Genomic DNA, 6,233 nt, shown 5'->3' with positions numbered 1-6,233 from the left:
CGAGGTGCGATGCCGGGTCCCGCGATGCCGGAGACGGGTGCGATGCCGGGTCCCGCGATGCCGGAGACGGGTGCGATGCCGGGTCCCGCGATGCCGGAGACGGGTGCGATGCCGGGTCCCGCGATGCCGGAGACCGGTGCGACGCCGGGTCCCGGCTGACCAGCACCCCATTCGCGCTCGTCCCGCCGATTGGGCCCCTGCCCACCCGGGTACATCGCTGCCGGCGGCACCGCCGGCTGCTGCGGCGTCATCCGGGTCGGCTGAGCCGCCGGTCGCGCCGGAGCCGGACTGTTCCGGTCCTGGGGAGCGGGCCGCAGATCGAACGGCGATTCCGGGCTACGCCCATCGCGCCCACCCCGAGCCGCAAATGCTTCCGGCGGAGCAGGGCGCGCGCTCCCGTAGGTCGAGTCGGGCCGCCCCTGAGGTGGCCGCCCTTGTACCCCGGGCTGTTCCACGAACCGCGAGCCGGACTGCGGATGACCGGCCTGCCCGTGTCCGGGCGGAACCGGCCCACGCTGAGGTCCAGGCCCGAACCCGGCCCGCCCACCAGCCGACTCGTACCCGTCCCGATTCCACTGCGGCTGGGGCTGCTGCTGCGGCTGCTGAGGCCGCTGCTGGGGCTGCTGCTGGGGCTGCGCCGGCCGCCCACCCCAGTTCTCCTGAGGCCGCTGCCCCGGCGACTGCGGCACCCGAGCCGCCCCGGACGCTCCGGGCCGTCCGGGCGAGACCGGCCCGGACGAGGGCCGTCCCGGCGAGACGGGAGCCGACGCCCCGGGCACGCGTCCCGGCGTCACCGGCACCGACGGCGGGTTTCCGCGCCCGTAGACGGGCGTGCTCCCATGGCGCTGCTGCTCCCCGTACGGCCGGTTCCAGGAGGGGTCGTCGCGCGAGTCGCGCGGCCCTCCGCCGTACCGCTGCGGATCCTCGGCCGGGATCCGGCCGCGACCTTGGGCCGCGCCGCCGCCTTGACCCGGGCCGCCTTGCGCACCACCCGGGTGACCGGGGCCGCCCGGCGCCGAACTGACCGGCGCCGATCCGGGCTGACCGCCGCGGGACGCCTCGTAGACCGGGGTGTGCACGGCCTTACGACGCCCGGGGTCGCCGGGGTAGCGCTGTCCGGGGAGCGGCTCCCACTCCCAGGTGATCTCGTAGACCCACGCGGGCTCGTCGTCCCAGCCTTCGCCGCCCGGGCGGGAGCTCCAACCGTTCATCGGGCGACCGGGCCCGGCGATTGGCAACGCACCGTCACGGCGAACTCCATGGGGGTATCAAAAAAGGACCGGAGACCCGGGTAGAGTCTCCCGGCTCACTGCGGGTCGGTGGAAAGGAGACTAGCGGCGTGGCCGGGAAGGACGCCAGCGTGCTCACGATCTCTCCGGACGGTCCGAAGCGCTTCTCGATTACTACTTTCGGTGCACTGGCCGGGTCGGGTTTCCGGCGTTGGACCACCTATCGTCAGGCCACCATAGCCGGAACGTTCACCAATGTTGTCTTCGGCTACCTGCGCTGCTATGTCCTGCTGGCGGTGGCGGCGAGCACCTTCGGCGGCCGGCCCGCGGGGTACGACGCGGAGCAGCTCGCCACGTACGTCTGGCTGGGCCAGGGACTACTGAGTGTGGTCATGTTGTGGGGCTGGTCGGAGCTCGCCGAACGTATCCGGACGGGCGACGTCGCGGCCGATCTGTTACGTCCGGTCTCCCCGCTGATCACCTACCTGGCCGCTGACCTGGGCCGGGCCGCGCACGGCATGCTCACGCGGTTCGTCGTGCCGGTGGTGGTCGGCGCCCTGTGTTTCCCGTTGCACCTGCCGGGGCGCTGGTCGACGGTTCCGTTGTTCCTGGTGTCGGTGCTGCTGGCGGTGGTGGTCAGTTTCGGTTGCCGCTATCTGGTGAACGCGTCGGCCTACTGGTTGCAGGATGCCCGCGGGCCGATTCTGTTGTGGGTGCTCTGCGCGGGGGTGCTGGGCGGGCTCTACTTCCCGCTGCGGCTGCTGCCGCACTGGCTGGCGGTGACGCTGTGGCTGGCCACGCCGATGCCGAGCATCCTGCAGACGCCGCTGGACGTGGCGGCCGAGCGGGACGGGCTCGCCCTGCAGGCGGGGCTGGTCGCGCTTCAGGCCGCCTGGGCGGTCGTACTTCTGACCCTGGCCTGGTTCGTGCAGAAACGCGCCGAGCGTCGCCTGGTGGTGCAGGGTGGGTGAGCTGAGGGCGTACGTGGCGCTGGCCGGCGCCCAGGCCCGGGCGGCCTTCTCCTATCGGGTGTCGTTCGTGGTCGAGATGGCCGTCAACGTCGGCGCGACCTTCTTCGACGTGCTCACGGTGCTGGTGCTGTTCCGGGCGACGAACCGGATCGGTGGTTTCGAGCTGCCGGAGGCGCTGCTGATGACCAGCCTCACGTCGGCCGGTTTCTCGCTGGCCGATTTCACGATCGGGAACGTGGACCGCCTGAAGACGTACGTCCGGGCCGGCACCCTGGATGCGGTGCTGGTCCGCCCGCTGGGCGCGCTGCCGCAGCTGGTGCTGATGGACCTGCCGTTGCGCAAGGTGCTGCGGGTGGTGTTCGGCCTGACGATGCTGGGGGTCGCGCTCGGCCTCAACGACATCGCCTGGACCCCGTCCCGGGTGTTGTTGCTCACGCTCGCGCCGCTGTCCTGTGCGGTGTTCATGGGCGCGATCTTCGTGATCAGTGCGAGCCTCGCGTTCTGGTGGGTCGAGTCGGGGGAGATCGGGAGCGCGTTCACCTATGGCGGGCGCGACTTCGCGTCCTATCCGATCACCGTTTACGGGCCGGCGTTCCGCGGTCTTTTCGCGTACGCGCTGGGCTTTGCCTTTGTTTCTTATCAGCCCGCGCTGGCGCTTCTCGGCCGCGCCGATCCGCTCGGTCTCCCGGCCTGGGCCGGGTTCGCCTCTCCGCTGGTCGCGCTGGCCGCGGCCGGCCTTGCCGCCATCGTCTGGCGCATCGGCATCCGTCAGTACAGGAGCACCGGCTCATGATCAAAACCGAAGACCTTCGAAAAGATTTCGCCGTACGCGTGAAAAGCGGCCGTTTCCGGCGGGAGAAACGCACCGTCGAGGCGGTCGCCGGAGTCTCGCTGAGCATCGCGGGTGGCGAGATGGTCGGCTACATCGGGCCGAACGGCGCCGGGAAGTCCACCACGTTGAAGATGCTGACCGGCGTGCTCTCCCCGTCCGGTGGCTCGGTGGAGGTGTGCGGCCTGCGCCCGGTCCCGCAGCGCACGAAGCTGGCCCTGCGCATCGGCGTGGTCTTCGGGCAGCGCTCACAGCTCTGGTGGGATCTGCCCCTGCACGAGTCGTTCACCCTGCTCCGGCACATCTACCGGGTGCCGGCCGCGGAGCACGCCGCCCGGCTGCGCCGCTGCCGTGAGCTGCTCGACCTCGACGACTTCCTGGCCACCCCGGTCCGCCAGTTGTCACTGGGTCAGCGGATGCGCGGCGAGCTGACCGCGGCGCTGCTGCACGGCCCGAAGGTGCTGTTCCTGGACGAGCCGACGATCGGCCTGGACGTGGTCAGCAAGCAGGCGGTCCGTTCGTTCCTGGCCGAGCTCGGCGAGACCGGCGACGTCACGCTCGTCCTGACCACCCACGACCTGGCTGACATCGAGCGTCTCTGCGAGCGCCTGGTGGTGATCGATCACGGCCGGGTGGTGCACGACGGGACGATCGAGGCCCTGCACGCCCGGTACGGTTCTCGTCGCAGCCTCGTCGCCGACCTGTCGTCCCCGCTCCCGGACGGTTTCGAGCTGCCCGGCGCCACCCTGGTGGCCGTCGAGGCGGACCGTCACCGCGTCACGTTCGCGCTGGACGGCGTGACCGCCGGCGCCGCCGTGGCCGACCTGGTCGCCGCCGTCTCGATCCGTGACCTGTCGGTCGTCGAGCCCGACATCGAGGACGTGGTGGCCCGCCTCTACGCCGGTTAGCGGTGTTCCATGACGAGGACCGCCCAGGAGGGTTCGAAGGGCCTCGTAACGGTGCGGCACGTCGCCCGGGACCGTCACGTGGTCGCCGGGCCCGACCTCGACCGGGTCAGATCTTCGCGCCGAGCTCGACCTTCGGCTTCGGGACACGCATCCGGCGGAACGTCAGCGCCCGCATGATCCCGTAGAGGTAGAGCGACCCCATCCGCTGCCCGGTCTCCGGGAAGCGGGCCTTCACGACCTTCTTGATCCGCTGCGAGATGAAGATGCTGTCGACGACGACGGCCAGCGCGAGCAGCGCCCACAGGATGTTGCTGGCGATCTGGACGACCTGGAGCCGGACCACCGAGCCGACCATCACGACCACCGCGCCGGCGATGAAGAACGACCCGACGGTGCGCCGGGAGTCGACGATGTCGCGGACCAGTGAGCGCTCCGGGCCGCGGTCGCGGGCCAGCAGGTAACGCTCGTCGCCGTTGCGCATGCCCTCGGAGGCCTCGGCCCGCTCGACGCGCTGCCTCTCGCGCATCACCTTGGCCGCCTCTTTGCGGTCGGCCGGCGCCGCCTCCACCCGGCGGCCCTGCGGGGCGCGCTTCGGCGTGACCACACCCAGCTCTTTCTTGCTCGGGGTGTAGTTCTTGCGGCGGTTGTCGGCCGACGCCTCCTCGGTTACCGAGGTGGTGGCGTCTTCGACGAGGTCGGCAGCCTTACGGCGAAACAGCGGGGACACGACACGAGCGTAGCCAAACGGCGCGGTGTGCCACACACCGCGCCGTTGATCGCAACGAAACCGCAGCTAAAAGGCTCAGGGACGCTCGACGTGAGCGCCCAGCGCCGCCAGCTTCTGCTCGAAGTCCTCGTAGCCCCGCTTGATCAGGTCCACGCCGTAGACCCGGGACGTGCCCTCGGCCGCCAGCGCCGCGATCAGGTGCGCGAAACCGGCCCGCAGGTCGGGGATGACCAGGTCGGCCGCGTGCAGCTTGGACGGGCCGGCGATCACCGCGGAGTGCATGAAGTTGCGGCGGCCGAACCGGCACGGGGTCCCGCCGAGGCAGTCCCGGTAGACCTGGATGGTCGCGCCCATCGAGTTGAGCGCCTCGGTGTAGCCGAGCCGCTGCTCGTACACGGTCTCGTGCATGATCGAGATGCCGCGCGCCTGGGTCAGCGCGACCACGAGGGGCTGCTGCCAGTCGGTCATGAAGCCCGGGTGCACGTCGGTCTCCAGCGCCACGGCCTTGAGCTCGGTGCCGGGGTGCCAGAACTTGATGCCGCCCTCGGCGCCGGTGACGCCCTCGCGAGCCACCCGGTCGTCGGTGATCTTCAGCTCACCGCCGATGTTCCGGTAGACGTTGAGGAACGTCATCATGTCGGCCTGCCGGGCGCCGAGCACCTCGATCTCGCCACGGGTGGCGAGCGCGGCGGCGGCCCAGCTGGCGGCCTCGATCCGGTCCGGGATCGGCTTGTGCTCGTAGCCGTAGAGCTTGGGCACGCCCTGGATCTCGATCACCCGGTCGGTGTGCACCGTGATGATCGCGCCCATCTTCTGCAGGACACAGATCAGGTCGATGATCTCGGGCTCGATCGCGGCGTTGCGCAGCTCGGTGACGCCCTCCGCGCGGACCGCGGTGAGCAGCACCTGCTCGGTCGCGCCGACGCTCGGGTAGGGCAGCTCCAGCTTGGCGCCGTGCAGCCCGTTCGGGGCGCTCAGGTGCATGCCCTCGGGCGTCTTGTCGACGATCGCGCCGAACTCGCGCAGCGCCTTGATGTGGAAGTCGATCGGGCGCGGCCCGATGTGGCAGCCACCGAGGTCCGGGATGAACGCGTGCCCGAGCCGGTGCAGCAGCGGGCCGCAGAGCAGGATCGGGATCCGGCTGGAGCCGGCGTGCACGTTGATCTCGTCGGTGCTGGCACTCTCCACGTTCGTGGGGTCCATGACGAGCTCGCCGTCCTCGGCGCCGTCACTGACCTTGACGCCGTGCAGCCCGAGCAGACCGCGGACCACCTCGACGTCGCGGATGCGGGGGACGTCGTACAACCGGCTCGGCGACTCGCCGAGCAGGGCGGCGACCATCGCCTTGGAGACGAGGTTCTTGGCGCCACGGACCCGGATCTGTCCTTGCAGCGGCGTACCGCCGTGCACGATCAGGACATCGTCGGTCAACGTAACCTCCAGCCGGCGGGCGTGTTCGCCCGGTGATCGAGGGGCAGGAACTCGGGCGGGGGTACCCGTTTCTGCAACCGGGGAAGCATAGCGCTGAGTGACAAGTTCGCCAGTCCTGGCGCGGCGGGGAAACGAAGT

General features: G+C 70.7%; 5 protein-coding genes and 1 pseudogene. 3 read left to right on the top strand and 3 right to left on the bottom strand.

Annotation, left to right across the window (positions count from 1 at the left end; genetic code table 11):
• A pseudogene (locus tag ACH442_RS02335) lies at positions 1-251 on the bottom strand (hypothetical protein); the annotation flags it as partial.
• Positions 252-1,339: 1,088 nt separating this feature from the next.
• On the opposite strand from ACH442_RS02335, the gene ACH442_RS02330 reads away from it, so the two are divergent.
• From ACH442_RS02330 to ACH442_RS02320, 3 genes are read left to right on the top strand one after another with little or no spacing between them, the layout of a single operon-like run.
• On the top strand, positions 1,340-2,200 hold the full coding sequence (locus tag ACH442_RS02330; protein ID WP_396120733.1) for an ABC transporter permease: 861 nt from the start codon (positions 1,340-1,342) through the stop codon (positions 2,198-2,200).
• Positions 2,193-2,993, top strand: coding sequence for an ABC transporter permease (locus ACH442_RS02325; protein WP_396120732.1), 801 nt, complete (start codon positions 2,193-2,195; stop codon positions 2,991-2,993). Before ACH442_RS02330 ends, ACH442_RS02325 begins: the two co-directional genes overlap by 8 nt.
• On the top strand, positions 2,990-3,937 hold the full coding sequence (locus tag ACH442_RS02320; RefSeq protein WP_396120731.1) for an ATP-binding cassette domain-containing protein: 948 nt from the start codon (positions 2,990-2,992) through the stop codon (positions 3,935-3,937). The genes ACH442_RS02325 and ACH442_RS02320 overlap by 4 nt, the downstream gene beginning before the upstream one ends.
• A gap of 106 nt (positions 3,938-4,043) precedes the next feature.
• On the opposite strand, the gene ACH442_RS02315 is transcribed toward ACH442_RS02320, so the two are convergent.
• Together ACH442_RS02315 and murA are read right to left on the bottom strand one after the other, a co-directional pair.
• Complete coding sequence (locus ACH442_RS02315; RefSeq protein ID WP_396120730.1) at positions 4,044-4,664, bottom strand: DUF3043 domain-containing protein; 621 nt, start codon at positions 4,662-4,664, stop codon at positions 4,044-4,046.
• A 75-nt stretch (positions 4,665-4,739) separates the two neighbouring features.
• A complete protein-coding gene (gene murA / locus ACH442_RS02310; protein ID WP_396120729.1) occupies positions 4,740-6,095 on the bottom strand; it encodes a UDP-N-acetylglucosamine 1-carboxyvinyltransferase in 1,356 nt (451 codons plus the stop codon).
• Between the last annotated feature and the right edge of the window lie 138 nt (positions 6,096-6,233).

The sequence above is a fragment of the Actinoplanes sp. NPDC020271 genome (assembly GCF_044388125.1).
Classification (GTDB): Bacteria; Actinomycetota; Actinomycetes; order Mycobacteriales; family Micromonosporaceae; genus Actinoplanes.
This window is presented reverse-complemented; position numbering and strand designations above follow the sequence as displayed.